The 25525-nt window shown below is 58.7% G+C and carries 26 protein-coding genes; 10 read left to right on the top strand and 16 right to left on the bottom strand.

What is annotated here, in order from left to right; genetic code table 11:
* Positions 1-75: 75 nt before the first annotated feature.
* The 3 genes from EKL15_RS23895 to EKL15_RS23885 form a co-directional block, all read right to left on the bottom strand.
* The gene (locus EKL15_RS23895; protein WP_100396881.1) at positions 76-1701 is read right to left on the bottom strand and encodes an FMN-binding glutamate synthase family protein; all 1626 of its coding nucleotides are present in this window, start codon (positions 1699-1701) and stop codon (positions 76-78) included.
* 185 nt (positions 1702-1886) lie between these two features.
* A complete protein-coding gene (locus EKL15_RS23890) occupies positions 1887-2477 on the bottom strand; it encodes a LuxR family transcriptional regulator (protein ID WP_004939094.1) in 591 nt (196 codons plus the stop codon).
* A 21-nt stretch (positions 2478-2498) separates the two neighbouring features.
* A complete protein-coding gene (locus EKL15_RS23885) occupies positions 2499-3215 on the bottom strand; it encodes an EAL domain-containing protein (RefSeq protein ID WP_033637688.1) in 717 nt (238 codons plus the stop codon).
* Between the two features lie 514 nt (positions 3216-3729).
* On the opposite strand from EKL15_RS23885, the gene EKL15_RS23880 reads away from it, so the two are divergent.
* The 4 genes from EKL15_RS23880 to EKL15_RS23865 are packed head-to-tail and all read left to right on the top strand — an operon-like array spanning position 3730 to position 8696.
* On the top strand, positions 3730-4272 hold the full coding sequence (locus EKL15_RS23880; RefSeq protein ID WP_033647475.1) for a fimbrial protein: 543 nt from the start codon (positions 3730-3732) through the stop codon (positions 4270-4272).
* Between the two features lie 48 nt (positions 4273-4320).
* Positions 4321-5007, top strand: a complete 687-nt coding sequence (locus tag EKL15_RS23875; protein ID WP_084826567.1) for a molecular chaperone — start codon at positions 4321-4323, stop codon at positions 5005-5007.
* Between the two features lie 12 nt (positions 5008-5019).
* Positions 5020-7614: a fimbria/pilus outer membrane usher protein gene (locus EKL15_RS23870; protein WP_084826566.1), complete on the top strand. Its 2595-nt coding sequence runs from the start codon at positions 5020-5022 to the stop codon at positions 7612-7614.
* A 14-nt stretch (positions 7615-7628) separates the two neighbouring features.
* Positions 7629-8696 carry a fimbrial protein gene (locus tag EKL15_RS23865; RefSeq protein ID WP_204275812.1) on the top strand — a complete coding sequence of 356 codons (1068 nt, stop codon included), beginning with the start codon at positions 7629-7631 and terminating at the stop codon, positions 8694-8696.
* Positions 8697-8770: 74 nt separating this feature from the next.
* On the opposite strand, the gene EKL15_RS23860 is transcribed toward EKL15_RS23865, so the two are convergent.
* The 5 genes from EKL15_RS23860 to EKL15_RS23840 all read right to left on the bottom strand — a co-directional run bounded on the left by EKL15_RS23860 (position 8771) and on the right by EKL15_RS23840 (position 14501).
* Positions 8771-9229: a helix-turn-helix domain-containing protein gene (locus tag EKL15_RS23860; protein WP_019454454.1), complete on the bottom strand. Its 459-nt coding sequence runs from the start codon at positions 9227-9229 to the stop codon at positions 8771-8773.
* A 206-nt stretch (positions 9230-9435) separates the two neighbouring features.
* Positions 9436-11016: a malate:quinone oxidoreductase gene (locus tag EKL15_RS23855; protein ID WP_047728189.1), complete on the bottom strand. Its 1581-nt coding sequence runs from the start codon at positions 11014-11016 to the stop codon at positions 9436-9438.
* A gap of 461 nt (positions 11017-11477) precedes the next feature.
* Complete coding sequence (gene phoA / locus EKL15_RS23850) at positions 11478-12905, bottom strand: alkaline phosphatase (RefSeq protein WP_100396882.1); 1428 nt, start codon at positions 12903-12905, stop codon at positions 11478-11480.
* A 130-nt stretch (positions 12906-13035) separates the two neighbouring features.
* Entirely contained in the window at positions 13036-13743 is a 708-nt protein-coding gene (locus EKL15_RS23845; protein WP_060440382.1) for a glutathione S-transferase N-terminal domain-containing protein, read from the bottom strand.
* 74 nt (positions 13744-13817) lie between these two features.
* Entirely contained in the window at positions 13818-14501 is a 684-nt protein-coding gene (locus tag EKL15_RS23840) for a helix-turn-helix transcriptional regulator (protein ID WP_100396883.1), read from the bottom strand.
* Positions 14502-14581: 80 nt separating this feature from the next.
* On the opposite strand from EKL15_RS23840, the gene EKL15_RS23835 reads away from it, so the two are divergent.
* Both EKL15_RS23835 and EKL15_RS23830 read left to right on the top strand, forming a co-directional pair.
* On the top strand, positions 14582-15601 hold the full coding sequence (locus tag EKL15_RS23835) for a cytochrome P450 (RefSeq protein WP_100396884.1): 1020 nt from the start codon (positions 14582-14584) through the stop codon (positions 15599-15601).
* Positions 15602-15613: 12 nt separating this feature from the next.
* The gene (locus EKL15_RS23830; RefSeq protein WP_060440380.1) at positions 15614-15961 is read left to right on the top strand and encodes an antibiotic biosynthesis monooxygenase; all 348 of its coding nucleotides are present in this window, start codon (positions 15614-15616) and stop codon (positions 15959-15961) included.
* Between the two features lie 34 nt (positions 15962-15995).
* On the opposite strand, the gene EKL15_RS23825 is transcribed toward EKL15_RS23830, so the two are convergent.
* Positions 15996-16727, bottom strand: a complete 732-nt coding sequence (locus EKL15_RS23825; protein ID WP_100396885.1) for an isochorismatase family protein — start codon at positions 16725-16727, stop codon at positions 15996-15998.
* Positions 16728-16859: 132 nt separating this feature from the next.
* On the opposite strand from EKL15_RS23825, the gene EKL15_RS23820 reads away from it, so the two are divergent.
* Both EKL15_RS23820 and EKL15_RS23815 read left to right on the top strand, forming a co-directional pair.
* Positions 16860-17756 (top strand): LysR family transcriptional regulator, encoded by an 897-nt coding sequence (locus EKL15_RS23820; RefSeq protein ID WP_203090496.1) that lies wholly within the window; start codon positions 16860-16862, stop codon positions 17754-17756.
* A gap of 170 nt (positions 17757-17926) precedes the next feature.
* Complete coding sequence (locus EKL15_RS23815; RefSeq protein ID WP_203090494.1) at positions 17927-18424, top strand: ATP-binding protein; 498 nt, start codon at positions 17927-17929, stop codon at positions 18422-18424.
* Between the two features lie 32 nt (positions 18425-18456).
* On the opposite strand, the gene EKL15_RS23810 is transcribed toward EKL15_RS23815, so the two are convergent.
* The 4 genes from EKL15_RS23810 to EKL15_RS23795 all read right to left on the bottom strand — a co-directional run bounded on the left by EKL15_RS23810 (position 18457) and on the right by EKL15_RS23795 (position 20664).
* Complete coding sequence (locus EKL15_RS23810) at positions 18457-18963, bottom strand: GNAT family N-acetyltransferase (RefSeq protein WP_100396888.1); 507 nt, start codon at positions 18961-18963, stop codon at positions 18457-18459.
* Between the two features lie 62 nt (positions 18964-19025).
* Positions 19026-19283: a YjhX family toxin gene (locus tag EKL15_RS23805; RefSeq protein WP_004939031.1), complete on the bottom strand. Its 258-nt coding sequence runs from the start codon at positions 19281-19283 to the stop codon at positions 19026-19028.
* A gap of 237 nt (positions 19284-19520) precedes the next feature.
* The gene (gene cynS, locus EKL15_RS23800) at positions 19521-19991 is read right to left on the bottom strand and encodes a cyanase (protein WP_038880935.1); all 471 of its coding nucleotides are present in this window, start codon (positions 19989-19991) and stop codon (positions 19521-19523) included.
* Between the two features lie 19 nt (positions 19992-20010).
* Positions 20011-20664, bottom strand: a complete 654-nt coding sequence (locus EKL15_RS23795) for a carbonic anhydrase (RefSeq protein WP_048233124.1) — start codon at positions 20662-20664, stop codon at positions 20011-20013.
* A gap of 114 nt (positions 20665-20778) precedes the next feature.
* On the opposite strand from EKL15_RS23795, the gene cynR reads away from it, so the two are divergent.
* A complete protein-coding gene (gene cynR, locus EKL15_RS23790; RefSeq protein WP_100396889.1) occupies positions 20779-21729 on the top strand; it encodes a transcriptional regulator CynR in 951 nt (316 codons plus the stop codon).
* On the opposite strand, the gene EKL15_RS23785 is transcribed toward cynR, so the two are convergent.
* Entirely contained in the window at positions 21653-22084 is a 432-nt protein-coding gene (locus EKL15_RS23785) for a hypothetical protein (RefSeq protein WP_033637706.1), read from the bottom strand. The two genes, cynR and EKL15_RS23785, sit on opposite strands and share 77 nt — an antisense overlap.
* Before the next feature lie 91 nt (positions 22085-22175).
* On the opposite strand from EKL15_RS23785, the gene EKL15_RS23780 reads away from it, so the two are divergent.
* Positions 22176-23087, top strand: coding sequence for a S9 family peptidase (locus tag EKL15_RS23780; protein ID WP_203090493.1), 912 nt, complete (start codon positions 22176-22178; stop codon positions 23085-23087).
* Between the two features lie 17 nt (positions 23088-23104).
* Here the strand turns inward: EKL15_RS23780 and EKL15_RS23775 are convergent, their stop codons facing one another.
* Both EKL15_RS23775 and EKL15_RS23770 read right to left on the bottom strand, forming a co-directional pair.
* Complete coding sequence (locus EKL15_RS23775; protein WP_100396891.1) at positions 23105-24409, bottom strand: MFS transporter; 1305 nt, start codon at positions 24407-24409, stop codon at positions 23105-23107.
* A 798-nt stretch (positions 24410-25207) separates the two neighbouring features.
* Positions 25208-25525 (bottom strand): lysozyme inhibitor LprI family protein (locus EKL15_RS23770; protein ID WP_203090492.1); only part of this gene is annotated, 318 nt, incomplete at its 5' end.

Below are 25525 nucleotides of genomic sequence, written 5' to 3'. Positions count from 1 at the left end.
CGCCGTAGCAAGCAACCCCTCTCCATATGCTCTTCCCCAAGGCGAGGGGGCAACTCCCTTTTATTCCTTATCCCATCATGCCGCCGGCAGCGAGATCGCCTGATCGAAACTGGTGGGCGTCGCCATACGCCACATGCGGGCATAGAACTCGCTTTTGATCTCCGGCTGCAGCAGCGCGCCCGGCTCCAGGTAGTAATAGATATCGGCGTACACCTTGATCTCGGTCGGCGTGATGCGGCGCAGCATATGGTGCGAGGTCAGCTGCTCCGGGCGGCTGACGCCGGCCGCCGCCAGCATGTCCGCCAGCGCTTTCACCGTATTTTGATGGAAGTGGTAGACGCGTTCCGCCTTGTTCGGCACCACCAGCGCCTTTTGCCGCAGCGGATCTTGCGTCGCCACGCCGGTCGGGCAGTGGTTGGTGTGGCAGCTTTGCGACTGGATGCAGCCGACGGCGAACATAAAGCCGCGCGCCGAGTTCACCCAGTCGGCGCCGAGCACCAGCACGCTGGCGATGTCGAAGGCGCTGATGATCTTGCCGCTGGCGCCTACCTTGATCTGGTCACGCAGGCCGCAGCCTACCAGCGTGTTATGCACGAACAGCAGCCCTTCGCGCAGCGGCATGCCCATATAGTTGGAAAGCTCGAGCGGCGCGGCGCCGGTGCCGCCTTCCTTGCCGTCCACCACGATAAAATCCGGCAGGATGCGGGTGTGCAGCATCGCCTTGACGATGGCGACAAACTCCCACGGATGGCCGATGCACAACTTGAAACCGACCGGCTTGCCACCTGACAGCTCGCGCAGCTGCTGGATGAAATGCATCATTTCCAGCGGAGTGGTGAAGGCGCTGTGCGAGGCCGGCGAAATGCAATCGACCCCTTCCGGCACGCCGCGGGTGGCGGCGATTTCCGCATCCACCTTTTTCGCCGGCAGAATGCCGCCGTGGCCGGGTTTGGCGCCCTGGCTGAGCTTGATTTCAATCATTTTCACCTGCGGGCTTTGTGCCTGTTCGGCAAAGCGCCGCGGATCGAAATGGCCGTCGGCGGTGCGGCAGCCGAAATAGCCGCTGCCCAGCTCCCACACCAGATCGCCGTTGTTTTCCCGGTGATAGCGGCTGATGCTGCCCTCGCCGGTGTCGTGGTAGAAATTGCCCTTGGCTGCACCCAGGTTGAGCGCGCGGATGGCATTGGCGGAGAGCGCGCCGAAGCTCATGGCCGAAATGTTGAAGATCGACGCGGAGTAGGGCTGGCGGCAGTCGGCGCCGCCGATGGTGATGCGGAAACTGGTCGGATCGGCGGCTTCCACCGGCCGCATGGAGTGGCCGATGCACTCATAGCCGGTTTGATAGACGTCCAGCAGGGTGCCAAACGGCTTGTCGCCCATCTCGTTTTTCGCCCGGCGATACACCAGCGTGCGCTGGGTGCGCGAAAACGGGATCTCTTCATTATCCTGCTCGAGGAAATACTGGCGCAGTTCCGGACGGATGAATTCGAAGAAGAAGCGCAGGCGGCCGATGATCGGGTAGTTGCGGCAGATGGCGTGGCGCTGCTGCGTGAGATCGTAGAAACCCAGCACCATCAAGCCACCGCAGGCCAGGGCCGGCAGCCAGAACCACGGATGGTTGCGCATCATGATTAAGAAAACCAGGGTGAGCAAGATGCTCAGCACAAAGCAGGTGTAGCGGCTGAATAAGGACGACTTCATAACATCTCCTGATGTTTATTTTAATCCACACGACATGACTCACGGATAATCCGTGTGCAAATCGTAGCCAACAGGAGAGGATGTTGTGTGTCTGTTGCTGCTTTGTCGCCGGTTGTTACATTAATTTAACTTGGCGGGGGAGGGCCGGTTGCCGCGCGGCGTACCGCGCAACAAGCCAGGGCCGGTTATTTGCCGGCGACGAAGATGGTGCTCATGCTGCGCAGCCGCAGCTTTTTCATCGCGCTGTATTTCTGCGAGAAGATGGTTTTTGGGTGCGTACCGCGCTTTTCCGCAATGTGCAGCAGGCTGTCGCCGCGCAGCAGATTGAAGATCACGTCGCTTTCCGCCGGGCTGAGCTCGCGGGTTTTCTGCACTCTGATGCCGCCCGGTTCTTTGCTTTCCAGCAGCCGCTGGATTTTTTCCTGCAGCGAATAAAGCGGAATGCGGGTGGAGACCAACTCGACGGAAATCCCCAGGATCGACAGCAGTTTCACCACGCGCTCGTCGTCATAGAACACCAACAGGCGCGTTTTGCTGTTGTACTGCTGGTGCAGGGACACCAGGCTTTCGATCACGTTGACGCTCTGTTCCAGGTTTTGCGAGGTGAAAATCAGCGCGATATCGTGCTTGGTGATCTTCTCTGCTTTGGCGCCACCGTGCATGAAATCGGAAAACAGGCGGATATCGTACGCGCCGTAGTGTTTCTTCAGCAGCACCGACAGGCCAACATAGCTGTACTTACACTCACTAATCACAAGAACGTTGTTTTTAGACATAGGGCAAACACCAATACCGAGTTAAAAGTATTCAGCTGTAAGAAGCGAGTTCAAATCCTTGATGCTGGATTCCTTCCACAGCTTTCCCTGCAGTGCGTAATATGGCATTTCATCCAGCCATTTCTTGTGTTCGGGAGTTTCAACTCCTTCGATAATTACCTTGTAATGATTAAGGTAAAAGAAGCGCAGTAACGCGCGCATCAAGCCCTCGCCGCCGGACTTTTTCATGAAGTCCCAAAGCAGAAAACGGTCGAGCTTAACGAAGCGGAACTGGCTGTTGTACAACGCGGAAAAACCCGCATAGCCAGAACCAAAATCATCGAGCCAAAATGAATAACTATTCAATGACGGATCGCCGTGCACGCGATCTTTCACCAGCCGGGTTGAATTCTCGCTGATCTCGAAATGAATACAGCGCATAGCGTTAATTCTTTCGGCAAAGTGAGTATTCGCCAGCGATTGCAGGGAATAATCGTCAACATTCAAAGTGGCTATCACTTGGTTTTCATGAAACCAGTGTTTGTATTTATCGATCAGATTGATCTGATCCATCAAAATCTCAATCCGAGTGGCACTGTCGGCGTGGCGAAAGAACTGTTCAGGAGAAAAATGGGCATATTCGCTATTAAACGTAAAGCGAGACAGACATTCAACGGCCAGCAATTGTCCCGATTTCGCGAACATTGGCTGAAAAACATAATTAATGCCGTTATTTTTCTCTCTGAAAGAACCGCTCATTTCCCAATCCTTGGATTGATATTTAACTTGTTGATTTTAAATGATTAAAAAGAAAGTTACTCCGAGTTTATTGGTAAATTTCTTATTTAAAACGTCAGGATGGCCGAAGCGTGTCGACAGACCATTTAACGCGTAATTCGTGCCAAAGTCCAAACGTCGCAATCTGTTACTAAATGTAAATATTCGGGATAATATTCTGATTTTCAGGCCTTAATGCAAAATCTTGAACTCTGCAGCTTTCCCAAACACAGATTATTCCTATTCATATGAATCGTCAACATCGATCGATAGGTATCCGCCGATAGTTTATTCCTATCAAGAGGGGCCTTATGAATGTTTTAAACGATTTAACATTAAGAATATGCTTAGTCTATATTTCGTCCGGCAATGAGTTCATCGAGGCAACGCTCCTTTTCAGCAAGGGAGTGCTATCGCTGAGTGTATGCTCAGTGGCGGCAATATATATATAAGCCCGCCACTGAATCGATTATTTTATTGTTCTATGGAGCTGGAAATGAAAAAAGTATTATTGCCTTTGGCTGCCCTGGTATTGTCTGCAACTGCTTCCAACGCAATGGCAGCAAACGGCACTGTTAAATTCACCGGTGAAATCAAACAGTCTACCTGCCAGGTAACTAGCGATACTCAGAATAAAGAAGTTTACCTGGGTACTTACCCAACTTCTGCTTTCCCAACCGTGGGTTCTAAATCCGCTTCTAAAGCTTTCCAGATCTCTCTGGAAAAATGTGATGCCGGCGATTACAGCCTGCGCTTCGACGGTAACACCGTTGCTGGCAACCCAGACCTGCTGTCCGTAAGCAACGTGGGCGGCACCGGCGCTGCAGCTACCGGCGTGGGTATCGAAATCACTGACAACAACGGCAAGCCATTCGCTATCGGCGACGGTTCCAACATCAACGACGACGTAGCGAAAGTCACCATCGCTGCTGACGGTAAAGCGACCTTCAACCTGCAGGCACGTTACCGTTCATTCGATAGCAACGTAACTGCAGGTCTGGCTAACGCTACCAGCCCGTTCACTATCGAATACAAATAATCGTCTTTCAGGACACACACGGCCAAGGATGGCCCGTAGAGGAAACCGATGAAAAAGTTCTTTGCTGCTCTGCTGATGCTGGGCGCCTTTAACAGCTACGCCGGTATCCAGGTAGATGCCACTCGCGTGATCTATAAAGGCGATGACAAATCCGCCTCTCTGCCGATTCATAACGATGCTTCAGAAGCTTATATGGTGCAGACCTGGCTGGACACCGGTGACAGAAACCAAGTGCCGAAAAATCTGCCTGTCGTTGTCGTTCCACCGATTCTGAAATTGGACGCTGCTAAAACTGCCGTTCTGCGCTTTATCTATTCCGGTAATGGCTTACCTCAGGATAAAGAAACCCTGTTGTGGATTAACGTGCAGGAAATTCCACCGGCGCCGAAGCAGGAAAACGTGCTGCAGGTTGCGGTGCGTACCCGAATCAAACTTTTTTACCGGCCGGTGGCGTTGAAAACGACGCTGGACGAGCAAGTACAAAACTTGCGTTGGCAGCGTGAAGGTTCACGTCTGCAAGTGATTAACGATGGCCCGCTGCATATCACCTTTGGGGCGCTGCATTTGAAAAACAGCGCGGGCAAGACCGTGGATGTGGACGCCAACATGGTGAGCCCGAAAGATCGCTTATCGATCAACATCCCGGCGGGCGTCAGCGTCGGCAACAAGATTGCTTTCAGTTATATCAACGATTTTGGCGGTAGAACGGAAGTCAAGGACGTTCCAGTACAATAAGAGAGACAGGGAATGGCAAATCAACGAAAAGTAGCAGGCGGAACGACGCGGCTGACACAGCTGATCCGAATTGCAATCATTGCCGCCAGTGCGCCGATGTTATGGAGTGAAGCGGCGCTGGCAGAGTTTAACATGTCGTTTATTCACGGCGATGAAAACCTGAGCAACGCGGAAGCGGTCGCTCAGGGCGATGCTTTGCAACCGGGCGTTTACCCATTCGACATCTACGTCAACCTGACTCAGGTCGATCATAAGGATGTTACTTTTCGTCAGGTTAAAGGCCAGACCGCGTCTCAACCCTGCCTGAAAGTTGAAGACCTACGCAACTACGGCATCAAACTGCCGGAAACGCTGCAGGCCGGCAGCTGTGTTGATGTGTCTGAGTTGATTAAAGACGCCACCGTCAGCTATGACGCGGCGGTGCAGCAGATCAACATTTCCGTGCCGCAGACCATGATGGATCTGAGCGCGATCGGGGCGATCCCGCCAAGCATGTACGATGAAGGCATCAACGCGCTGTTCGCCAACTATAACTTCAACTACAACAAGAACAGCTATCGCCGAGATGACGCCGACGACAGCGAGTACATGTTCCTCGCGCTGAACAGCGGCCTCAACCTGGGCAGATGGCGCCTGCGCAACAACTCCACCTGGGATAAGCAGAGTGGCAGCAGCAGCAACTGGACCAACGTCTCTTCCTGGGCCGAAACCGATATCGTGCCATGGCGCAGCCGTTTGGTGATGGGCCAGGCGAGCACCAACAACAGCGTGTTCAACAGCTTCCAGTTCCGTGGGGTGCAACTCTCCAGCGTTGACGACATGCTACCGGACAGCCTGCGCGGTTATGCGCCGGTGGTGCGCGGCGTGGCGGCGACCAACGCCCGCGTCGAAATTCGCCAGAACGGTTACGTCATCTACAGCACCAACGTCGCGCCGGGTCCTTTTGAGATCCACGACGTCTATCCGCATACCAATAACGGTGACCTGCAGGTCACCGTGAACGAGGCCGACGGTTCGCACAAAACGTTCAGCGTCGCCTACTCTTCCGTGGCCAACATGCTGCGCGAAGGCATTTGGAACTTCCAGCTGACCGCCGGTAAATACCACAACGGTAACGGCGGCTATCAGCCGAAACTGATTCAGGGCACCGCGGCATACGGCATGAACTATGGCCTGACGCCGTTCGGCGGCGCCATCATCGCGGAGCACTACCGTTCCGCTGCCGTGGGTATCGGTAAGAGCCTGGGGTCATGGGGGGCCATCTCCGTGGACGGTTCGATCTCCGATACCGAGCTGGCGAACGGCGATCGCAAGCAGGGGCAGAGCTTCCGTTTCCTGTACTCCAAGTCGCTTAACCAGATGGGCACCAACTTCCAGTTGGCGGGCTATCGCTATGCGACTTCCGGTTACTATGATCTCAGCGATGCGGTCCAGGAGCGCAACAGCTGGCGCAACGGCATTTATGCCAATGATTACTGGGATCCGAACGATCTGCAGCCGGGCCAGCCTTCCTGGAGCAACAACCAGAAACGTACCCGATACACTGCGCGTTACGGCAACAAGCGTGAACGCGTCGAGCTGTCGCTCAGCCAGCAGCTGTGGGCGGGCGCCAGCCTGTACGCCAACGTGAGCCACCAGAATTACTGGGGCGTGTCCGGCAACGACCGCACGATTCAACTGGGTTACAACGACGGCTTCAAGCGCATTTCCTACGGCGTTTATCTGCAGGATACGCGCGGCCAGTACGGTTATTCCGATCGCAGCGTGAACTTCACGATGTCGATCCCGTTGGATTGGGGCCAGAGCAACAACTCGACCACCGCCAACTTCAGCGCGGCGCACAGCAAACAGAGCGGCGACAGCTACTCGACCGGCATCAGCGGCACCATGCTGGACGACCGTCGCATGAACTACTCGGTTTCCACCGGGCATACGCAGTCCTCCGGTCAGAGCAGCAACCTGAACCTGGGCTACAGCAGCAGCATCGGTAACATCGACGGTAGCTATGCCTACAGTTCGAAATACCGCCAGGAAGGACTGGGCCTCTCCGGTGGTCTGCTGGTGCACTCCGGCGGCGCGACCCTGACTCAGCCGTTGCAGAACACCATCTTGCTGGTGGAAGCGAAAGATGCCAAAGGCGTGCGTCTGGAAAACCAGCCGGGCGTGACCATCGATCGCTTCGGTTATGCGGTGGTGCCGTCGGCCAACCCGTACCGCTACAACTATGTGGCGCTGCGCACCGAAGACTTCGGCCCGGGCCTGGATGTGCCGGTGGCCAGTAAACAAGTGGTGCCGACCGAGAAATCGGTGGTGAAGGTGAGCTTCGATACCTTCAAGGGCGTCAGCCTGCTGATTCATGCTCGTCTGGGTGACAACGGTTATCCGGCCATCGGCGCCGGCGTGTTCAACGAGTCCGGCCGCAACAGCGGCACCGTGGGTCTGGAAGGCGCAACCTATGTTTCCGGCGTGAAAGCGGGTGAGAAACTGACGATCAAATGGGGTCCGAAAGCCGATCAGCAATGCGTACTGCCGATTCCGGCGGACGTGGGCGACAAACAAGCGGCCATGGGATATCAGGAACTGACCCTGCAATGCCAAAAACTGTAAGGTACACCATGAACTTGAGCAAATTAGCACGTAACACACTTCTGTCGGTGGTGGGGCTGGCGGGGTTGGCGATGGCGCAACAGGCGGCGGCGATGCAGTGCCGCTTCGGCAACTCGACGGGTTCAAAAAACCCGGTTGGCAGCGTAACGCAGGATATCGACGTCGGCCGCCCGATCGTGCTGGCCGCCAGCGACTTCGTCAAAGGCAACCTGATTTGGCGTTCGCAGAACTTTACCTCCACCTTTACCTGCTGGGATACGGATAACTACCCGCGCGGAGAGAACGCTTACATCTATTGGAACCCGCAGAACTCGTTCGGTGCACTGGATAAGTCGCTGGAGATTGGGGTATCGATCAACGGGCGTGATTATGACGCGATTAACCTGAAGCAAAGCTCCAACCGGCCGACGGGCCCTGATTTGGGGCCGGGTACCAAACCGGGTAGTAACAGAAGAAAAGCCGATCCTCAGGCGGTGACTGCCACCTATTCGGTGTATATCAAAGCCACCGGGGTGAAACCGCCGGCGGGTAACTTCCCGCCATTGGCGCGCGCGTCGCTGTTCCAGATCGATGGTGAGTTGGGGCTGAACGCCACCAAAGACAGCAACTTTAACGCCTATATCAAAGGGTTGGACAAGATCCGCGTGATCCAGTGCAACCCGCAGATCACCGTGTTGGCTAACAACGGTGCCAGCGTCGATTTCGGCGTGCTAACCAGCTCCAGCGCCAAAACCGGCACTATCGCCAAGCAGGTGCCGTTCGATATCAAGGCTACCTTGAGCGGCGGCGAATGTGCCGGCCAATCTCTGCAGGCCAGTTTCAGCAGCACCAACGCCGATCCGTCAGACAACACGCAGATCCTGCCAACCACCCAACCGGGCGTGGCGATCTTCCTGACGCAGCAGCGCGACACCAGTAAAAAACCGATCCCACTGCAAACCAACGTGGATTTCGGCGGCGTGCTGCAGGATAAGCAGAACGAAGTGAAAGAGACCTTTATCGCGAACCTGAAGTGGTTGACCAATACGCCGAAGACCGGGGTGTTCAATGCCACTGCCAACGTCGACGTCACCTTCAAATAATCCGGTGTCGCTTCAATAAAAAAAGGGTCAGTTCTCGCGAACTGACCCTTTTTTTGTGCCTTATGCCGTGCCGATTAACGCAGCCCCATCCAGCTGGTGCAGACGCCTTCCGGCGGCTTGCCCGCATACCAACGAGGCAGCGTAGGGGCATCGTGGCGCGGTTCGGCCTCCGCCTCTACCGGCTGCGCCGGCCATTCCGCGACGTCCCAGCGGGTGGTGCGGCGATAGACTGCCGGGGTTTTGCCAAACTGTTTCTTGAAGGCGCGTGAGAACGAAGGCTGAGAGTCGAAATGGTATTGCAGGGCGATATCCAGGATCGGGCGTGGGCTGGAACGCAGCGCCTGCGCCGCCTGCGAAAGACGCCGCTCGCGGATATAGCTGCCGAGCGCGTGGCCGGTGGTGCTGCGGAACATGCGCTGCAGGTGCCATTTGGAGTAGCCCGATTTGGCGGCGACGTTATCCAGCAGCAGCGGCTGGTCCAGATGAGTTTCAATCCAGTCTAGTAAATCGTGAATGATATTGACGCGATCCATGGTTTTAGTTCTCCCGCAAAAACGACATTCAGGTCACAGTGACTTAGCTTAATTATCCAAGAATATACTTTGATAATAGGCGTGAGTGCGCCGTTACGCAAGGGTAAACCGGGGGTAAAAAGGTGGCCAAAAATGCTCTTTGAACGGCAGGGGGATAAAAGAAAGGCCGCATAAAGCGGCCTTTTCAGCAGGAAACGAGTGGAAAATCAGTTAGTTTCCGGCTTCACTTCAATGTAGTTCAGACCCAGTACGCTGCTGGTGTAGCCGCGGATCTTGTTGGTCATCTCGATATCGCCGTTCAGCTTGTGGCCGTAGGACGGGATGATCTCTTTCAGCTTGCTCTGCCATTCCGGCGTCGCCACTTTGTCTTTGAACACGGTTTCCATCAGGTGCAGCATGATTGGCGCAGCGGTGGAAGCGCCCGGCGAAGCGCCCAGCAGAGCGGCGATGCTGCCGTCTTCAGAGCTGACGACTTCGGTGCCGAACTGCAGCACGCCGCCTTTATCTGCGTCTTTCTTGATGATCTGTACGCGCTGGCCTGCGGTCCACAGCTTCCAGTCTTCCTGCTTGGCGTCCGGGAAGTACTCTTTCAGCGCGGCGAAGCGATCGTCGTCGTTCATCATCAGCTGGCCGACCAGGTATTTCACCAGATCGAAGTTATCCAGACCAACGTGGGTCATCGGCATCAGGTTCGAGGTGCTCAGCGAGTGCATCAGATCGAACAGCGAACCGTTCTTCAGGAACTTGCTGGAGAAGGTGGCGAACGGCCCGAACAGCAGCACGCGCTTGCCGTCCAGCATGCGGGTATCCAGGTGCGGCACGGACATCGGCGGCGAACCTACGCTGGCCAGGCCATACACTTTGGCCAGGTGCTGGTTGGCGATCGCCGGGTTGGTGGTGACCAGGAACTGGCCGCCGACCGGGAAGCCGCCGTAGCCGTCGGCTTCTGGGATGCCGGATTTCTGCAGCAGGGTCAGGGACGCGCCGCCGGCGCCGATGAACACGAACTTGGCGTTAACGGTGGTTTCTTTACCGTCGCGGTTCAGATCGGCAACGGTCACGCTCCAGGTCTGGTCGGCGTTGCGCTTGATGTCGCGCACTTCGTGGCTCAGGTTCAGCTTGAACTTGTCGCTGGTGCTCAGCGCGTCAACCAGCTGGTGGGTGATCACGCCGAAGTTAACGTCGGTACCCAGCGGCATGCGGGTCGCGGCGATTTTCTGCGCCGGATCGCGGCCGTTCATCACCAGTGGCGCCCACTGTTTGATTTGCGCAGGATCTTCGGAGTATTCCATGCCGCGGAACAGGGTGCTGTGCTGCAGCGCCGCGTAGCGTTTACGCAGGAAGTTGACGTTGTCGTCACCCCACACAAAGCTCATGTGTGGCACGCTGTTAATGAAGGATTTCGGATCTTTCAGGACAGCGTTCTTCACCTGATAAGACCAGAACTGGCGGGAGATTTCGAAAGACTCGTTGACCTTCACCGCCTTGCTGATGTCGATGGTGCCATCGGCTTTTTCCGGCGTGTAGTTCATTTCGCTAAAGGCGGAGTGGCCGGTACCAGCGTTGTTCCAGCCGTTGGAGCTCTCTTCCGCCACGCCGTTCATGCGCTCGTACATGTCGATGGTCCAGGTCGGCTCCAGCTCATGCAGATAGGTACCCAAGGTCGCGCTCATGATGCCGCCGCCGATCAACACCACGTCGACGGTTTTATTCTTCTCTTCAGCCGCTGCCTGCTGCGTAACGCTAAACAGGCTGAGACTGAAAATCAGGACGAGTAATTTTCTCATTGAATTAAATCTCTTGTGTGTAAATTCTACTCATTGCAGGTGAAAGAATTTAGCGGGAGTTACCCTGGAAAATAATGAAGCCGACCGCCCGGCGTGAGCCGATAGGCAGCGATAATGCCTTTTTGTTAATAGGGTTTTTAACGAAAAGTGAACTATTGCAGGCCGTCCGGATGCAAATTGATCGGTTCACGTTACTGGCGGGGTATTATTGTTTGCGAGAATGTTAAAAACTACTTTTGTAACTAAAAAAAATGAATATAAGCAAAAAACGGCCGGTTGCTGTCGCAGGAATAAACAGAGAGGGGAGAAAGGCCGTATAACCGCGTTATTTTCAGGGGTTAATTGTCGCGCAATTAAACGTTATTTCGTTATCACACAATAATTGCGGTTAAATTGCAAATACGCATCGGTAACCAATAATAAATGGCCGCCGTTGCGGGCGGCCAGGATTCACAAGGCGGTTACTTGATGCCCATCGCATCGCGCATGGTGAAGAACAGATCGGTCTGATCGGTCAACCCCACCACATTGGCGGCGTGCGGGCCATAGGCCGCGACGCGCAGCTGGGTGCCGGTGTGCCCCTGCGATTCTTCTTCCGAGTTGCCGTAGCTGAGGGTCATCGGCGCGCCGTCTTTGGTGGTCAAGGTCTGGGTCAGGCCCGGCGCTTTGGCGTCGGCGGCGACGATCTGGCTGGAGTGCGCGTGGTCGGCGGTGACGATCACCAGCGTATTGCCGTCGGCGCGGGCGAAGGCCAGCGCTTTTTGTACCGCTTCGTCCAGATCGACGGTTTCACCAATCTGCCCGCACGGGTTGGCGGCGTGATCCTGCTTATCGATCGACGCGCCCTCTACCTGCAAGAAGAAACCGTTCGGGTTGTCTTTCAGCAGCGCGATCGCTTTTTCGGTCATCGCCGCCAGCGTTGGCGTGGCCGCGGTGCGCGCCGGGTTGTTTTCGCAGGTTACCGCCGGCTTGTCGAGGTTGCCGTGATAGCTGGCTTTCGGCCCCAGCCAGCGCACCGGCATGTTACCGTCGGCGAACAGGCCCAGCAGCGGTTTTTGCTGATTGGCCAAGGTAACGGCCTGCAGTTCATCCGTATTGCTCACCCACTGGTAACCCTGCGCTGCCGCCTGGTCCTTCAGCGATTTTCCTTGCCATTCGCCGCTTTTCGCCAGTTGGTTGAAGGACTTCGCGCCGCCGCCTAACGTGACGTCGGCGCGGGTTTTCAGCAGCTGTTCGGTGATGGAGCCGCGGCCGCCGTTTTCCAGCGCGTTAGCAGCGCATTTCTCGCTGGTTTCCTCCGGGCCGTAGCATTTGCGCGAGGTGACGTGCGACACCAGCGCCGCCGGCGTAGCGTCCTGCAGTTCGGCGGTGGAGACGTTGCCGGTGGCCTTGCCGGCCGCTTTGGCGATCTCCAGCAGCGTTGGCTGGTCTTTGCCGTTCACGTCCACGCCGAGCGCGCCGTTATAGGTTTTCACCCCGGTGGCCCAGGCGGTGGCGGAGGCGGCGGAGTCGGTTACGTAATCCGGTTTGTGGGTTTTCTTGTCCAGCGAGTAGTGGGTGTATTGCCCGGTCAGCGGCAGAGCGTCGATGCCCTTGAAGTAACCGCCTGCGCCTTCGGCGTAGTTACGCGCGGCGGTGATCTCGGAATCCCCCATGCCGTCGCCGATCAGCAGGATCACGTTTTTCACCGTTTTGTCCGACAGCGACGCCTTCAGCGCGGCGGTCTGATCGCCGGCCAGACGACGGGCGCCGCCCGGCTCGGTGAGGGTGCCGCGCGCGGCGCGCTCGGTCAGGCCATCGACATTGGCCGAGGTTTCCGCCGCGATGGCGGAGGAACAGAGCAGGGCGGACAGCACGGCGCCGGCGATCAGGGATACAGCAGGTTGCATGGGGTAAGCTCCTTGTCGTAATACAACAATGTAAATAACATCAAATTGTTACGTAAGGAGAGTAGAGCAGAGGGATGACAATTTTATGACAGCGAAAGACGGGATGGCCCGGCGGCCCCCCCGTTTGGCGTCAGGCCGCGCGCGCCGGAATAGCCAGCCCACGCTGCACCGCCGGCCGCGCCAGACCGCGCTCCAGCCACTGCGCGACGCGCGGGAAACTGTCGAACTCCACCAGCTCGCGCGCCTCATAAAAGCCGATCAGGTTACGCACCCAGCCCAGCAGCGAGATATCGGCGATGGTGTAGTCCGCGCCCATGATCCAGTCGCGGCCTTCAAGGCGCGTTTCCAGTACGCCAAGCAGGCGTTTCGATTCGTTCTTGTAGCGCTCCAGCGGCCGTTTGTCTTCATACTCACGCCCGGCGAATTTGTGGAAGAAACCGAGCTGGCCGAACATCGGGCCGACGGCGGCCATCTGGAAGAACACCCACTGAATGGTTTCATAACGCTGCGCCGGATCCTGCGGCAGGAAACGGCCGCTCTTTTCCGCCAGGTAGAGCAGAATGGCGCCGGATTCGAACAGCGGCAGCGGCCGGCCGCCGGGGCCATCGGGATCGATGATCGCCGGGATCTTGCCGTTCGGGTTCAGCGCCAGAAATTCCGGCGTCCAGGTTTCGTTGTTGCCGATGTCGATCAGGTGCGCTTCATAAGGCAGGCCGATCTCTTCCAACATGATGGATACTTTGACGCCGTTCGGCGTCGGCAGGGAATAGAGCTGCAACCGTTCCGGGTGCTGAGCCGGCCAGCGTTTGACGATCGGGAATTGGGTGGAATCGAGCATGGAAACTCCTCGGGTTGGCGGGGTCGCTTAAGCGTACCCCTTGAGTATTGCAGTAAAACTACCCCGCCGCCGGGTTACACCGTGAGCTCAAAATGTGCGGCCAGCGCTTTTTTACCGGCGGGGGTCAGCTGCAGCTCGCGGCTGTCGAGCTGGCGGACGATCCAGCCGCGTTGAATAAAGGCGGCTAACAGCGCGGCGCCCAGTGCGCCACCGAGGTGAGAGCGGCGTTCGCTCCAGTCCAGGCAGCCGCAGGCGAAGCGGCGGCGGGTGGGGGCGGGGGAGCAATCGACGCCCAGCCGCGCCAGCGCGGCCTGACCGACGTCGCTTAACCGGTAGTCTTCCTCACCGCTCAGCCAGTTCAGCGCATGCAGCCGATCGTGCAGCTTCACCGCCACCTCGCCCGCCATGTGGTCGTAGCAGGTACGGGCATATTGCAGCGTGGTGGGCGTGCTGCTTTTCACCGACGGGCGCGGTACGCCCGCCAGCGCCATCAGGCCTTCCAGCGCTTCGGCTACCGGCTGACCGGCCAGCCGAAAATAGCGGTAGCGCCCTTGTTTGACGCAGGCGATCAGCCGCTGCTCCAGCAGTTTCGCCAGATGTGCGCTGGCGGTGGACGGGGCGACCTCGACCGCCGCGCTGAGCTCGGTGGCGGTGTAGGCGCGCCCATCCATCAACAGGCACAGCATGCGTGCCCGGGTGCGGTCGGCGATAGCGGCGCTCAGCGCCGCTAAACGATCTTCTATGTCGATGTTATGCATACTTCGAGGTTAGGCGAAGTATGACTGCGCGTCCAGCGCTAGCCTGTGGTTATCGCCATCTGGTACCGAGGGAGAAAACCATGTCCGTATGTCCTTATGCCGCCGCGCTCGCCGCCGAGCCGCAGATGCACTATCGCGCCTTGCCGCCCCTGAGCTGGGATAGCGCAGGGCAATGTTGGGTGGCCGCTACGCCGCAGTGGGTGAGGGAAGCGCTGCTCAATGCCGATCTCGGCGTGCGGCCGGCCGATGAGCCGGTGCCGACGGCCTTGCTGGAGACGCCGATGGCGCCGCTGTTCGCCGGGCTGGCGCGAATGCGCGACGGCGAGGAGCATCGCACGCTTAAGGCGGCGCTGCAGCGGGCGTTAGCTTCCTGCGACGATACTCTGATTCAGCAAACCGCGGCGCAGTGCGCGGCGCGGTTAGCGCCAAAGGCCCCCGAGGCGGCGGCGATCACCCGCTTTAACTACGGGTTGCCGGTCTGCACCCTCGGCGCATTGTTGGGCGTGCCCGAAGCGCAGTGGCAACATCTTATCGACGACAGCCTGGATTTTGTCCGCTGTATCGCGCCCGGCGGCACGCAGCAGCAGCTGGCACGCGGCATTGCGGCGGCGCAGCGGCTCTGTGCCCGGCTGGCGACGGGGAATGGCGTGCTGCGCCAGGCCTTGGTGCGGGAGATCGGCGACGCCCGGCTTGTGTCGGCCAATGCGCTCGGCCTGCTGTTTCAGGCCTGTGAGGCGACGGCGGGCTGGCTCGGGCAGGCGTATTTGCTGGCACGGCAGAACGGCGAAGTGGACACCGCGCTGGATCGGGTGCGGGCGCTGACGCCACCTATCCAAAACACGCGCCGTTTCGTCTTGCGCGAGACGCAGCTTGCCGGTTGTACGCTGCGCGTGGGGCAGACCGTCTTGCTGTTGCTCGGCACCGACGGCGAACTGGCCTTCGGCGCAGGGGCACACCGCTGCCCGGGCGAACGCTGGGCGAGGATTATCGCGCGCTGCGGCGTGGCGCATCTGTGTTCGCTGAATATTGATGAGCGGGCGTTGGAATCGGTGCGGTGGCGCCATTCCTACAATGCGCGCGTACCTGAGTTTTACCGTTGAGAGGAAACGATAATGATCGCCGTGATTTTTGAACTGCAGGCCGCCGACGGGCAGCGTGATACCTATCTGGCGCTGGCGGCGGAGCTGAAGCCGCTGCTGGCGCAGATCGATGGATTCATTTCCATCGAGCGTTTTCAAAGCCTGGCCGATCCTGCGCGCCTGCTGTCGCTCTCCTTCTGGCGCGACGAGGCGGCGGTGCAGCAGTGGCGCAATCTCGAGCAGCACCGGGCGGCGCAGGCGCGCGGCCGTGGCGAGGTGCTGGCGCAGTATCGGCTGCGGGTGGCGGAGGTGGTGCGGGACTACGGGCTGGAGAGACGCGACCAGGCGCCGCAGGATAGCCGTGGCTATCACCGCACCTGAAGAAAGCCCGCCGCCGGCGGGCTTTCTTCGCCCGTTATTTCGCTTCGCTGCCCACCTTCATCGCCCCGGCGTAGCTGGCGCCCATCCCCCAGGCGGCGCCGTGGTCGCGGGCGATCTGCAATACGCCTCCCGCCGTGGCTTTGCGGCTCCAGTCCTGCTGCCATTCCAGCATCAACGCCACCCAGTTGATGGGCGTGGCGCCCGCCTGTATCAGGCGCTGCATGGCGTTGTTTTGGCTGTCTGGCGTAATGTCGCCGGTGACGTCCGACAGAATATAAACCTCATATCCCTCGCCCAGGGCGGATAGCGCCGGCAGCATCACGCAGCTGGCGGTCCACAGCCCGCCGATGATGATTTTCTTGCGGCCGGATTGTTTGATCAGATCCACCACGCGCCGATCCTGCCAGACGTTGATGGCGGTGCGATCGTACACCTGCAGGTCCGGGCGTGCCTGCGTCACCGGCTGGAATACCGGCCCGGCGAAGCTTTTGGCGTTGGCCGAGGCCAGAATGGTCGGCACGTTGAACACCTTGGCGGCCTTGGCGATACCGGTGGCGTTATTCACCAGGTTGGTTTGGTCGATAGAGGAAATGGTCATGCCGAACATGTCCTGCAGATCGACCAGCAGCAGCAGACTGTTCTCGGCCGTCAGCGGCTGCACATAACCCGCCTGGCGGCTGTCGGCGGCGGGGGATTGCGCCAGCGCGGCGAGGGGGGCGGCGGCGGCGCTCAGGCCGAGCATCAGGGCGAACAGGGTCTTTTTCATTATTAACTCCATATTTATCAGTAGATTAAATTCACTTCCCACTCAGGGAAGCGGTTGAATAAAGTCTACTGAGGTTGTTGAGGTTAATAATCTGTGTTTTATTGAATTTATAATTAACCAACAGGACATAATGTGGACGTGCTACTGACGATGCGCGCCTTTCGCCGCGTGGTTGAGCGCAACAGTTTTTATAAGGCGGCGGAGGATTTGGCGATCACGCCGGCGGCGTTGAGCAAGCAGATTAAGCAGTTGGAGAACCGGTTGGGTACGCTGTTGCTGGTGCGCACCACCCGCAGCATGAGCCTGACCGAAGCCGGGCAGCTCTATTACCAGGAAGCCTGCCGGTTGCTCGGTGAGTTCGACGCGCTGGAGCAGACGGTTGCCGCCAGCGCGCAGCAGGTCTCCGGCACGCTGCGGGTCAATGCGCCGCTCTCGTTCGGCCTCACGGTGCTGTCGCCGCTGCTGCCGCCGTTTATGCAACGCTACCCGCAGCTGCAGGTGGAACTGACGCTGGACGACAGGGTATTGGATGTGGTGGCGGCCGGTTTCGATATTTCCTTGCGCATTCGCCGACGGCTGCCGGATTCTTCCCTCAGCGCCCGAGCACTGGGTGAAGTGCACCAGCGAATTTGCGCCGCACCCGACTATTTGGCACAGCACGGCGTGCCGCAAACGCCGAATGACTTGCCGCGTCACAGCTGTCTGGCTTATTCCCTGGCGGAAAGGCCGGGGCAGTGGCAGTTCGCCGCCGGCGAGGAGAGCCTGAGCGTGACGTTCATTCCCCGGTTGATCGCCAACAATAGCCTGATGCTGCGGGAGATGCTGGTGGCGGGACTGGGCATCGGTTCGCTGCCGTCGTTCGTGGCGGATCCCGAAATCGCCGCCGGCAGGCTGGTGCGGCTGTTCCCTGAACAGATTGCCGAAGCGCATCAGGTCTTCGCGGTTTACCCGACGCGCCGGCATGTGCAGCAGAAAGTGAGTTTATTCACCGAGTTTGTGCGAGAACAGGGATTGATGACGGCGAATTGACAACGGCGCACGGTTGTCATATTCCTTAGTTATGAAAAGATCCTATCGCCCATTCGCGCAAATTATTATCACCATGCTTCGTGTGGTGGGATAGCGCGTGTGTCGCCAATAAAAAACCCGCCGGCAAGGCGGGTTTTTTTATCCCCTTCCGGCAACGACCGGAGAACGGCATGAAAACCTACCCTGCAGTTTTACACCTGATGTGCGGCAAGGCCGGCGCAGGCAAATCGACGCTGGCGCAGCGTTTGGCGCAGCAACCGCAAACGCTGTTGCTGGTCGAAGATGCGTGGCTGGCGACGCTGTATGAACAGGAGATGGCCAGCTTGCAAGACTATGCGCGCTGTTCCGAACGGTTACGGCGGGCGCTGGGCGGGCACCTCGTTCAGCTGCTGCGCGGCGGCTGGTCCGTGGCGCTCGATTTCCCGATGAATACGCCGGACAGGCGGCGCTGGGCCAAAGCGTTGGCGGAGGAAGCCGGCGTCGCGCACTGCCTGCATTTTCTCGACGTCAGCCATGCGCAGTGCCTGAGCCGGATAACGCTGAGAAACGCGCGCGGCGAGCATCCGTTTACACTGAGCGAAGCGGAGTTTGAGCGCCTGGCACAGTACTTTGTTCCCCCGAAGGAAGAGGAAGGGATGACCGTCTTGCGTTATGGCGAACAGAACTGAAAACCGGCGCCATGACGGCGCCGGCAACAGGGTTAGGATTCGGCGTTAAACGCGTTGTGGAAGGCGACTTCCGCACACGGCAGCGCGCCCTGGAAGGCGATGGCGCGGAAGTAGTCTTGCGGCACGTCCGGCAGGGTCAGCGCGGTCTGCGCCTGGAAGCCGAAACGGCCGTAATAGTTCGGATCGCCCAGCACCACGCAGCCTGCGGCGTGCCGTTCCTGCAGCTCGGCCAATAGCTGGCGGATCAGCCGGCTGCCGATCCCCCGGTTCTGACTGGCCGGCAGCACCGACACCGGCGCCAGCCCGTACCAACCGGCGGTGCCGTTGCTGAGTGTGACCGGCGAGACGGACGCGTGCCCGATCGGTGTGCCATTGTGCTCAGCGACCAGCGACAGGGTGAGAGCGCCTGCCGCACGCAGCGCGTTGACGATAAACTGCTCAGTGCGGCTGCTGTGTTCGGCATGCAGGAACGCGGCGGCGGTCAGGGTGGCGATGGCGTCGACGTCGGCCGGCGTTTCGTGGCGTAAAGTGATGTTCATGGTTGTATCCTGATTAAATAAGGCTGAGCCGACCGGGCTACCTGCCCGGCCGGTATCGATGATTAACGGTTATCCAGCTGCGCACGCACGGCCTTGAGCCCGGCGAAGGTGACGCGATAAGGGCGCCCCTGGCGAGAGAGGATCAGGCGTTTGGTTTTGAGTTTGGTGAAGACGGCCAGTGAGCAGTCGGCCAGGCCGAGCCCTTCGCGGGTGTAGCATTCGACGTGGGTGACGCGACCGGCGTCGTTGCGGGTGAAGGCGATATAGCCGCCTTTGGCCAACACGTGCAGCACGCGTTGTTCCGCTTTGGAAATGTTCATGTTGGGAGATCCTGTAATAACCCCAGATACGCGCATCCCCGCCCGCGCAAACGCGCGTCGGATACGTCAGAGTCCCTCGCCATACGGCAAGGAAGCGACTATCGGGTGGTTACAATCTCCAACATACAGGCCTCGGGCAGTGAAAAACGCCAGGGCGGCGTTTCAGCGCAGATAATGTAGCCAATGGCCGGTTGGCTGTCAATTTGCCGGCGGCGCGGGCCGCCGGCGCAAGGCCAATCAGAAAGGTTTGGTCGGCAGGTACTTGCCGTCCAGGGTGATCACTGCGCGTTCGCCGCCGTCCGGATCGGCGACCTTTTTGATATCCAGCTTGAAGTTGATGGCGCTGATGATGCCGTCGCCGAACTGCTCGTGCACCAGCGCTTTCAGCGTGGAGCCGTAAACCTGCAGCATTTCATAGAAGCGATAAATGGTCGGATCGGTCGGCACGCCGCCGGGAATGCTGCCGCGCAGCGGGATGGTTTGCAGCAACAGCACCGCCTCTTCGTCCAGCCCCAGCTTGGCCGCTACCGTGCGCGCCGCCGGTTCCGGCAGCGCATGCTGCCCCAGCAGCGCGGCGGTGACGAACGCCAGGCTGAGACCGGTGCCCTCGGCCAGCGCGTCGAACGTCAGGTTATGGCGGATCTTGGCGGCCATAATGGTGTCGGTGAGCGCTTCGCGCGGGGCGGCGTTATGCAGAGAGTGTGTCATGTTAGCTCCTTTTGTTGGCTTAAAAACGGGCGATCGCCGGGGTGGCGGTCACGTCGGGATGGGTGGCGAGCGGCACGAAGCGGCGGGTTTCGCCGTCCAGCGCCTCGATAGCGCCGCTGGCGATGTCATAGACCCAGCCGTGCAGCGTCAGGCGGCCCTGATCCAGCGCCAGGGCGACGGAAGGGTGCGTTTTGATGTTGTTGAGCTGGGCGATGACGTTTTCGCGCACCATCGACGCGACCCGGGCCTCGTCGGAGGCGTGCGGATAAGCCTGATTGACCGCCTTCGCGGAATCGGCGTAACGCAGCCAGCCGGCGACCGTCGGCAGATGCTCCAGACACTGGCAGGTGGCGATGGCGGTCATCGCGCCGCAGTCGGAATGGCCGCAGATCACGATATCCTCCACGCCCAGCGCGGCGACGGCGTACTCGACCGAGGCGGTAACCCCGCCGGGTTCGGGGCCGAAAGAAGGCACGATGTTACCGGCGTTGCGGATCACGAACAGATCCCCCGGCTCGCGCTGGGTGACCAGCTCCGGCACCAGGCGGCTGTCGGAACATGAGATAAACAGGGTGCGCGGGTTTTGGCGGGTCGCCAACTGCTGAAACAGCGCCGTGCGTTCAACAAAGGCTTCGCGCTGGAACTTCAGGAAGCCTTCAATCACCTCTTTCATCCGTTTCTCCATTGGGTGTCGTTATGCGATGGCGGCATGATGAACGCTTCTGGCTATAGGGTCTAAGACCCATTTATAATGCCAGCTATAGGTTTTACTAATAGCTGGGGCGCTATGCTGCTGCGACACATCCGTTATTTTCTGGCCGTTGCCGAACAGGGCAACTTCACCCGCGCCGCCGAAGCGCTGCACGTCTCGCAACCGACGCTGTCTCAACAGATCAAACAGTTGGAAGACGCACTGGGGGCGCCGCTGTTCGATCGCAGCGGCAGAGCCGTGCGCCTGACCGACGCCGGTGAGGCGTGGATGCGCTATGCGCGGCTGGCGCTGCAGGATCTGGACGCCGGCGCGCGGGCGATCCATGACGTGGCGACGCTGGCGCGCGGCCATTTGCGGCTGGCGATGACGCCGACCTTCACCGCCTATCTGGTGGGGCCGACGATCGATGCGTTCTACCGCCGCTATCCGGGGATTACGCTGAGCGTTGAGGAGATGGCGCAAGAGCGAATTGAGGCGCTGCTGGCGCAGGATCGGCTGGATCTGGGCATCGCCTTCGAGATGGCGCAGTCGGCGGAGGTGGAAGCAGCGGCGTTGTTCAGCGAGACGCTGGAGCTGATGGTCGGCGCCGACCATCCCCTGGCGTCTCATCGCCGGCCGCTGACGCTGGCGGAGTGGCAACATCTGCCGCTGGCCTTGCTGAGCGGCGACTTCGCCACGCGGCAGTTTATCGATCGCTACTGCACGCAGCTGGGATTTCGGCCGCAGGTGGCGGTGGAGGCCAACGCGCTGGGCGCCATCGTCGAGATCGTGCGGCGCGGGCAGCTCGCCACGCTGCTGCCGGCCGCCATTGCGCGCGAGAACCGGCAGTTGAAAAAAGTGGCATTGGCCAACGCCATGCCGGTGCGGCAGGCGGTGTGGCTGCAGCGCAAAGGCGCTTACCGCAGCGCCGCCGCGCAGGCGTTTATTGCCGTCTTGCAGGAACAGGGCGTTACGCCAACGCCCCCCAGCGCTGCGTCATCCCCAGCAGATGCACCAGCCCGAAGCCGAGGCAAATCAGCGAGCTGACGACGATAAAGCGCTGGCTGCGGCCGGTATCGCGCAGGGCGAAGGGGCCGGCGACGCCGCGCAGCAGGTAGATGAAGGTAATGATAAACAGCGCGGGCCGCAGCAGCGGCAGCGGCGCGATCAGGCCCGCGCCGGAAAGCGCATACAGCGACCAAATAAACAGCACCAGCGCGATACCGGCGGTGACGACGGCCGGGAACTTTTTACCCGCTTCCGCCGCCTTAATGAAGCGATCGCCGGCGCCGCATAGCCGGTAGCCGCGCGGCCCGGCGGCGATCACCCAGATATGCAGCAGCGCGGCGATGGCGCTCAGCGCGGCGCCGATCAGCAGCGCGGTGTTATAGAGGTGCGGCATGGTAGCGCTTCCCTGTCAGAAAAGTGGTTGGCATGAAGCGTAGACCAGAAAAGGCGAATTAACCGAACGTAACAGGGAAGAGGAGCAAGTAATGAGACTGGCGACGGGTATGCTGAGCGCATTGGCGCTGTGGAGCGGGCTGGTTATGGCGCAACCTGCGGCGCTGACGCTGCCCAGGGAAGACGGTTCGAGTATTCATTACTATCTGGACGCCGCGGTGCCCGGGCAATCGTCGGCGGCGCTGTTGGTGATCCTGCAAGGATCGGATTGCAACAGCGTGCGGCATATCCGCCTGCTGGCGCCGTTGCGGCAGGTGTTCCCCGCCGCAGACCTGCTGACGGTGGAGAAATACGGCATCGACGACCGGTTGCCGTATCGCGAAGAAGTCCCGCGGCAGGATTGCCCGGACGCTTTTGTGCAGCATGACACGCCGCAGCGGCGGGTGAGCGATGTCACCCAGGTGCTGCAGGCGGTGATTGCGCGCAACGGCTATCAAAAGGTCGCGGTACTGGGAGGCAGCGAAGGTGCGGTGATCGCCAATCTGGTGACGGCCTCCTCGGGCCTGATTGATGCCACCCTCGCGTTCAGCGGCGGCGGGCGCCGGTTTATCGACGACGTGCGCCACAGCGCTGCCGGCGCGCCGAAAGAAGAGGTGGCCGGGCTGAACGCATTTTTACAGCAGGTGATGACGGCGCCGCCGTTCGCCCTGAACGCCAGCGATCATGGCTATGACTGGTGGCATGGCATGCTGAACATCGATCAGCTCGCCACCCTGCGCAGCATCAAGACGCCGGTGCTGATCGTGCAGGGCGACCAGGATCGCGCCGTTTCGCCGGGGGCGGTCGGGAAAATGATCGCCGAGCTGCGGGCCGCCGGCAAAACGAACATTACCTATGTCAATTACGCTGGATTGGACCATGTGATGCGGCGCGAAAATGGCGCCAGCGAGATGGCGCGGGTGGTGGCGGACATGCGCGCGTGGCTGGAGAAGCAGCTGCGCTGACCGGCCACCCATGGGCCTTACTCAGTGTGACGCTCCCGGAACAGCAGAGTGGCTATCAGGCTGACGGTCAGCATGCCGGTCACGTACCACGCCGGCGCCAGCGGGTTGCCGCTGACATCCAGCAACCAGGTAACGATCAGCTGCGCCGAGCCGCCGAACAGCGTCACGCCGAAGGCGTAGATCATCGAGGTGCCGGTGGCGCGCACGTGGCGCGGCAGTGCCGAGACGATCAGCATGGTGCTGGACAGCATGTTGATGCCCAGCGCGCCGATCAGCAGGATGCGGAAGACGATCGCCAGCCACAGGGTTTGCGTGGCGCTGAGGAACCAGAAGGTTGGGTAAATCAGGATCAGTGCCGCAAAGATCGAGAACAGCAGCGGCCTTTTGTAATTCTGGACCCGATCGACATAGCGCCCGGCGTAATAGACCGCCACGATTTGCACCACGGAGGCGATGCAGCTGAACAGATAGGCGGTCGGGCCGGCGATGCGGTAGGTCTGCATCATGTAGGTCGGCATGTAAAGCAGCACCACATAAACCATCACGGTGCCGGACATGATGACCAGCACCCCCAGCAACAGGTCTTTGGCATGGTTGCTCACCAGATCCCATACCGGGTTCAGCGGTACCCGCGCACGATCCGGCTGTTCGCCGCTGTAGGTCTCTTCCAGGTGCTTACGGATATAGACGCCGACGGGAATGATTAGCAGGCCGATGATGAACGGCACGCGCCAGCCCCAGGCATACAGCGCCTCTTCCGACAGAAAATAGGTGAGCGCCAGCCCGCAAGAGGCGCCGAGCAGGGCGCTGACGCCCTGGCTGATCGCCTGCCAACTGACGAAAAAGCCGCGTTGATTGGCCCCGGCGGACTCCAGCAGTAGCGTAGTCGCTGAGCCCACTTCACCGCCGGCGGCGAAGCCCTGAATCAGGCGACCGACTACGATCAGCACCGGCGCCAGAACGCCGATTTGCGCATGGGTTGGCGCGAAGGCAATCAGGGCGGTGCCGACGCCCATCAGCACGATGGTCATCAGCATGGCGGCCTTGCGGCCGACCCGGTCGGCATAGGCGCCCAGCACCATGCTGCCCAGCGGGCGCATGATAAAGCCGACGCCGAACACCGCCACCGACATCAACAAAGAGCCGTAGGCGCTGTCGCTGGGAAAATAGAGTTTGCCGATGATGGCGGCAAAGAAGCTGTATACGGTGAAGTCGAAAATCTCCAGGCCGTTGCCCAGGCTGGCGCCGACAATGACTTTGTAATTTACCGCGCCTTTCTCTGCCGTTTGGCTTTTGGGCAAGGTTTTTTCAGCAATGTTCATCGTTATCTCTCGCGATAGGTGGACGGTATGTTGTTATTATTTTCTGGCCGTGGTGGCATTATCCGGGACGGCGATAACCGCCGCCCGAAGCGGCAACAGAATGGCAACGTCTCCTTTACATATACTTGTATGTACAACCCTGTGCAATATGAGGGCGGTTAACGGGATAACGCGGGTTTGATTTTTTTAAGATTTTGTATTTATATGTTTTTTTTGAATTTATAACGTGTGGCAGTGAGGTGATTTAGTGCCGATTTAGTGAGCTGTAGCGCATTAATCATCGAAAAAATCCTGGCATTTAAGAAGGGGGTCACAAAATGTCGCGTATAGCAGAATATGTGGCGATAGTCGGCAAGAAATAGAATTAAATAGAAGTGTGTTGACTGTATCAATGATTCTCAAGAGGTATTCAGGTGCGATTTATTCTTACCTGGTGCGGTATCTGGCGAGAATGTATTTCATTTTTTATTTTAATTAATACCGATAATTAATATGTTTTGTGAATTTGTTCGAGCTATTGTACGGTTTGCTGAGCGAAGCCTCCCCGTGACTTTCATCGGTATTATTCAACGCAGGTATGATTCATCCGTCGGCGCCGCTCAAAATGTCACCAAAACTTCCCGCGATCTCTGAACCCCGTTGTGGCATAATGCGCGCCAAATCACATTCCCTATGTATAAAGAGCGAGCGCTGTGTTAAGCACCAACAACATCACAGTGTTGTTTCATATGTAAAAGATAAACCGAATACTATGCATGCAATTTAGTATTCGGTTAATGACTATTTATATCTCTACAGTTACTCAGTCATCAATTCTGAAATTCTAATTTTTGTCATATCATATTGACACTTAAACATTTTAATGACCTCTTGGTCTGTACCCTTGATCGATATTTTTCCGCAAATTGCTTCTTTATTTTTTATCCATTGGCGCTGTACAGTAATAAGTCTTTTTTGTTTTTCTTGCCCAAGTGAATGCCAAACGTCACTAAGTTTTTTATCAATCACCATAAAGTTATCACGAGAATCTGTAAGTGATGGATTGGATAATTGATTGTCACGTTGAAGTGCTGGGTCTTGAGGTTCTATTTTATACTGTGCCTGTGCCTGTGCCTG

It is taken from the genome of Serratia sp. 4542 (assembly GCF_016805595.1).
GTDB classification, from domain to species: Bacteria; Pseudomonadota; Gammaproteobacteria; order Enterobacterales; family Enterobacteriaceae; genus Serratia; species Serratia nevei.
The sequence above is the reverse complement of the archived record's forward strand: the minus strand, read 5'-3'. Positions and strand labels throughout refer to the sequence as shown.

Coding starts and splice junctions, on each gene's coding strand:
- EKL15_RS23895 (WP_100396881.1), bottom strand. CDS start 1,701: ATGAAGTCGTCCTTATTCAGCCGCTACACCTGCTTTGTGCTGAGCATC.
- EKL15_RS23890 (WP_004939094.1), bottom strand. CDS start 2,477: ATGTCTAAAAACAACGTTCTTGTGATTAGTGAGTGTAAGTACAGCTAT.
- EKL15_RS23885 (WP_033637688.1), bottom strand. CDS start 3,215: ATGAGCGGTTCTTTCAGAGAGAAAAATAACGGCATTAATTATGTTTTT.
- EKL15_RS23880 (WP_033647475.1), top strand. CDS start 3,730: ATGAAAAAAGTATTATTGCCTTTGGCTGCCCTGGTATTGTCTGCAACT.
- EKL15_RS23875 (WP_084826567.1), top strand. CDS start 4,321: ATGAAAAAGTTCTTTGCTGCTCTGCTGATGCTGGGCGCCTTTAACAGC.
- EKL15_RS23870 (WP_084826566.1), top strand. CDS start 5,020: ATGGCAAATCAACGAAAAGTAGCAGGCGGAACGACGCGGCTGACACAG.
- EKL15_RS23860 (WP_019454454.1), bottom strand. CDS start 9,229: ATGGATCGCGTCAATATCATTCACGATTTACTAGACTGGATTGAAACT.
- EKL15_RS23855 (WP_047728189.1), bottom strand. CDS start 11,016: ATGAGAAAATTACTCGTCCTGATTTTCAGTCTCAGCCTGTTTAGCGTT.
- phoA (WP_100396882.1), bottom strand. CDS start 12,905: ATGCAACCTGCTGTATCCCTGATCGCCGGCGCCGTGCTGTCCGCCCTG.
- EKL15_RS23845 (WP_060440382.1), bottom strand. CDS start 13,743: ATGCTCGATTCCACCCAATTCCCGATCGTCAAACGCTGGCCGGCTCAG.
- EKL15_RS23840 (WP_100396883.1), bottom strand. CDS start 14,501: ATGCATAACATCGACATAGAAGATCGTTTAGCGGCGCTGAGCGCCGCT.
- EKL15_RS23835 (WP_100396884.1), top strand. CDS start 14,582: ATGTCCGTATGTCCTTATGCCGCCGCGCTCGCCGCCGAGCCGCAGATG.
- EKL15_RS23830 (WP_060440380.1), top strand. CDS start 15,614: ATGATCGCCGTGATTTTTGAACTGCAGGCCGCCGACGGGCAGCGTGAT.
- EKL15_RS23825 (WP_100396885.1), bottom strand. CDS start 16,727: ATGAAAAAGACCCTGTTCGCCCTGATGCTCGGCCTGAGCGCCGCCGCC.
- EKL15_RS23815 (WP_203090494.1), top strand. CDS start 17,927: ATGAAAACCTACCCTGCAGTTTTACACCTGATGTGCGGCAAGGCCGGC.
- EKL15_RS23810 (WP_100396888.1), bottom strand. CDS start 18,963: ATGAACATCACTTTACGCCACGAAACGCCGGCCGACGTCGACGCCATC.
- EKL15_RS23805 (WP_004939031.1), bottom strand. CDS start 19,283: ATGAACATTTCCAAAGCGGAACAACGCGTGCTGCACGTGTTGGCCAAA.
- cynS (WP_038880935.1), bottom strand. CDS start 19,991: ATGACACACTCTCTGCATAACGCCGCCCCGCGCGAAGCGCTCACCGAC.
- EKL15_RS23795 (WP_048233124.1), bottom strand. CDS start 20,664: ATGAAAGAGGTGATTGAAGGCTTCCTGAAGTTCCAGCGCGAAGCCTTT.
- cynR (WP_100396889.1), top strand. CDS start 20,779: ATGCTGCTGCGACACATCCGTTATTTTCTGGCCGTTGCCGAACAGGGC.
- EKL15_RS23785 (WP_033637706.1), bottom strand. CDS start 22,084: ATGCCGCACCTCTATAACACCGCGCTGCTGATCGGCGCCGCGCTGAGC.
- EKL15_RS23780 (WP_203090493.1), top strand. CDS start 22,176: ATGAGACTGGCGACGGGTATGCTGAGCGCATTGGCGCTGTGGAGCGGG.
- EKL15_RS23775 (WP_100396891.1), bottom strand. CDS start 24,409: ATGAACATTGCTGAAAAAACCTTGCCCAAAAGCCAAACGGCAGAGAAA.